General features: G+C 66.4%; 4 protein-coding genes. All 4 read right to left on the bottom strand.

Annotated elements, in window-relative coordinates; genetic code table 11:
* Positions 1–418: 3-demethylubiquinone-9 3-O-methyltransferase (ubiG, locus tag KDH09_01975; protein ID MCB0218436.1), on the bottom strand; the 418-nt coding region annotated here is incomplete at its 3' end.
* Between the two features lie 9 nt (positions 419–427).
* The gene (locus tag KDH09_01970; GenBank protein MCB0218435.1) at positions 428–1,240 is read right to left on the bottom strand and encodes an MBL fold metallo-hydrolase; all 813 of its coding nucleotides are present in this window, start codon (positions 1,238–1,240) and stop codon (positions 428–430) included.
* Between the two features lie 13 nt (positions 1,241–1,253).
* Entirely contained in the window at positions 1,254–2,147 is an 894-nt protein-coding gene (gene xerD, locus KDH09_01965; protein ID MCB0218434.1) for a site-specific tyrosine recombinase XerD, read from the bottom strand.
* Positions 2,148–2,167: 20 nt separating this feature from the next.
* Positions 2,168–3,731 (bottom strand): tetratricopeptide repeat protein (locus KDH09_01960; protein MCB0218433.1); only part of this gene is annotated, 1,564 nt, incomplete at its 5' end.

Raw genomic sequence — 3,731 nt, 5'->3', positions numbered from 1 at the left:
GCGCGGTCTCGGCGATCACCTTGTCGAGATCGCTCACGTGTTCGAGCACGTCGCAGCAGTAGACCAGGTCGAAAGCAGCGTCCTCGAAGGGGAGCTGCTCGCCGCTCCCATGGACGTAGTCGATCGTGAGCCCGCGGTTCCTGGCATGGGCACGCGCGGCCTCCAGCAGGTCGGCGGCCGGGTCGAGACCGGTCACCTTGCAGCCAAGGCCGGCGAATTCCTCGGCCAGAAAACCGCCGCCGCAACCGATGTCGAGGACCTTCAGCGAGCCGGGTTCAAGCTTGAGCTCTTCTGTAATGAGCTTGCGAAAGTAACCGAAGCGCCCGGGATTGAGCATCGAGCGTAGCGTGGCCATCGGCGAATCGTCGTTCCACCAGCGCTGGGCCTCACGGTTGTAGATTTCGTTGTCGATCGGCATGTCCGTTTCCTATCGCTTGAGCAGGTTCCTTAACGCGCAGGTGTTGGGCACGGCCTCGCCGCTCCGCTCACGAAACGAGAGTGCCTCGCCCATCACGCGCGGGCCGCGCACGGGCTTGCCGTGACCGGGCAGCAGGTTTTCCACCGGCAACTTGCGCAGGCGCTCTTCGGTAGGTGCCATCTTCCCCGGCACGGCATGCACGGGGTTGAACCACCCCTTGCCCTGAACGCTCAGGATGGAATCGCCGCTGAGCAGCGTGCCGGTCTTCTCGTTCCAGAAACAGATGGAGCAGTCGGTGTGACCGGGTGAGTGAATCACCTGCCAATCGGGCGCGCCGGGCACGCGCTGGCCGTCTTCGAGATAGCCGTGAACCGGACACGAGAACTGGAAGATCCCCGAGGCGCCCACGCCTTCTTCGGTACCGGTCGAGACGAACTCCTTGAGTGCCTGCCACTCAAAGGTGCCCTCACCCCAGAGCTTGCGGTACCACAGGAGCTGGCGCGCGGTGGGGAAGGGGGCTTTCTCGCCCGCCATGTAGTCCTTCACCTTTTCGTGCAGGTGGATCGGCGCGCTGGTGTGGTGGTGAATGTGGGGAATTCCCGCGACGTGGTCCGAGTGGGCGTGCGTGGCGGTGAGCAGCGCCAGTTCCTCGGGCCGCTTTCCCATGATGTGGGTAAACGCCTTGTAGGCTTCCTTACCGGTAATCGGCAGGCCCGCATCGACGATGAAGGGCGCGCCGTCGCCGCCGTCTTCAATGATGTAGGTGTTGAAGATCCAGCGCGAGACCATGCGGATCCCCAGGTCGGGAAATTCCTGGATCATGGCGTGTCCTCTCTTACTTGCGCTTTGCCTGCGCGCGCGGATGAAAGCTGTCGTACGTCTCGCGAATGCGCTTGCGAGAGACGTGAGTATAGATCTCGGTCGTGGAAATGTCCGAATGCCCCAGCATGGCCTGGACGCTGCGCAGATCGGCGCCGCCATCGAGAAGATGCGTGGCGAAGCTGTGGCGCAGCGTGTGGGGCGAGATGTCTTTCTCGATCCCGGCCGCCGCCGCGTGGCGCTTGATGCGCTGCCAGAAGGCCTGGCGGGTGAGCGCCTTGCTCGACTTGCGCCCCACGAACAGGAACGCGCTCTGGCGTTTCTTGAGAAGCTCGCCCCGACCGGTCTTAACGTACTGCGCGAGCCAGTGCACGGCCGCATCGCCGACAGGTACGGCGCGCTCTTTTGAGCCCTTGCCCATCACGCGCAGAAATCCGGCATCGGCGTTGAACTGCGCGGCGCGCAGCCCGCAGAGTTCCGAGACGCGAAGGCCCGTAGCGTAGAGGAGCTCGAGCATCGCGCGGTCGCGAAGGCCCTCGGGCGTGTCGAGGTCGGGCGCTTCGAGAAGGCGCAGCGCTTCCTCGCGGGTGAGCACGTCGGGCAGCTTGCGCGAGAGCCTCCCGGCGCCGATGAGCGCAAGCGGGTTCTCGCTCAGCTCGCCTTCCTCGATGAGAAACTTGTAGAGGCGCTTGAGCGCCGAGAGCCGGCGCGCGCGGGTGCGCGCGGCAAGCCCGCGCTTGTCGAGCGAGGCAAGATAGGAACTTGCCAGCTCGGGCGTAAGCGCGCCGGGGGTGCGCAGTTTTTTTTCTTCGCAGAAATCCAGGAAATCGGAGAGGTCGGTGCCGTAGGAACTCAGGGTGTTGGCGGCAAGTCCCGCCTCGACATTCAGGTAGGTGAGGAAGCGTTCGATGGCCTCGTCGAATCCGCGGCTCACTCGAGATCTCCCTCGAAGAAGGCGTGGCGGTCGCAGCGGTCGAGCGCGCGGGCCAGCTCGGCCTTGTCGGCGTCGCTGGCGCCGGGGGCAGGGTGATCGAGCAGCCAACTGTAGTGTTCGCGTGCGTCGTTCCAGCGGCTCTGCGATTCGAGAATGGCCGCAAGTGCCTTGCGCGCCTCGGGAAGCGCGGGGTCGCGGGCCACGGCGGCGGCGTAGAGCTCGCCGGCCTCGTCCTTGCGCCCTTCGAGTTCGGCAATCTTGCCAAGCTGCTGCGCCGCGCTCGCCCAGCCGGAATCATCACCGGCTTCCTTGTAGTGGCGTTGCAGCTCGCGCCAGTGCTGCGCGGCCTCGTTGGTCTGGCCGCGGTTCTGGTGCAGCAGCGCGATCTCGTGCTTGACGGCGACCGCGTCGTCGAACTCGTCGGGGTCGAGCCCTTCGAGTTCGCGGAAGTGCTCGCTCGCGCGCTCAAGATCGCCCAGCTCCCGGTAGATGCGCGCCAGCCGCAGCCGCGCGCGGTTGCCCTCGCGCGTGCCCTGCTGGTGCTCGGGCAAGGCCTGGAAGAACTCGAACTCCATCTTGAGTGCCTGCTGCCACTTGCCAAGCTGCGAATAGATGCGCGCCGATTCGCGAAGCGCCTTGCGGAAGCGCGGGAAGAGCTGGAGCACGCGCTGGTAGCGCTCGAGCGCTTCCTCGTCGCGTCCGAGGTCCTCGGCCAGCGCGGCGAGCTGCAGCTCGTACTCGCAGACCGTGGAAGTTTCCTCGGGGTTGGTCTCGGCCAGCAGGCCGCAGAAGAGCTGGTAGGCAGCGGCGTGGTTGCCGCCGTCGAGTTCGATCTCTGCCAGGATGCGCCCGGCGCGGCGAACGTGGGCCTCGTCGATCATGCCGCCCGAGGCCATGAGCGACCGGAGGTGGCCGCGTGCCTCTTCGGGACGCCCGAGCCGCCCGCGCAGGATTTCGGCGAGCGAGAAGAGCACCTGCGTGTGCTGCTCGCTTCCTTCGGGAAGTTTCTCGCTGAGCGCGCCATAGGTGCGCGCGCCGCGTTCGAACTCACCGTTACACACGTGCAGCTCGGCCTCGCGAAGGAGCAGGTCCGGGTCGTGGGGGCGCAGTGAGGCGGCCGCATCGAGCACCTTGCGCGCGCGATCCTGCGCCATCGGGCCGCCGGCCCAGAGCAGGTCAAAGAGGCGAAGGCGCACGTCGAAGAGCGCGTTCTCGACATTGGGATTGACGGGCAGGGTGGCGAGCGCCTTCTCGCGGCGGGCAAACAGATCGACGTGGGCGCTCGGGTCCGAGACGCCGTGTAGCGTTCCCAGCAGTCCCTGGAAGGCGCCGTGGTTGAGCGGGTCGCTCTCGCAGGCCTCGCCGAAGTAGCGCGCGGCTTCCTGCGCCCGGTGTTCTTCGCGCGCGATGGTCTCGGCCAGGATGCGCTGCATCTCCGAGCGTTCCGAGGCGTCGGGGACGCGGGTGATCTGCACGCTCAACACGCGCTCGATGCTCTCGTGATCGCCCGATTCCTGGTGACGGGTCAGCAGGAAGCGGATCGCCTCCGGGTCGCCGGGG

The sequence above is a fragment of the Chrysiogenia bacterium genome (genome assembly GCA_020434085.1).
GTDB lineage: Bacteria > JAGRBM01 > JAGRBM01 > JAGRBM01 > JAGRBM01 > JAGRBM01.
The sequence above is the reverse complement of the archived record's forward strand: the minus strand, read 5'-3'. Positions and strand labels throughout refer to the sequence as shown.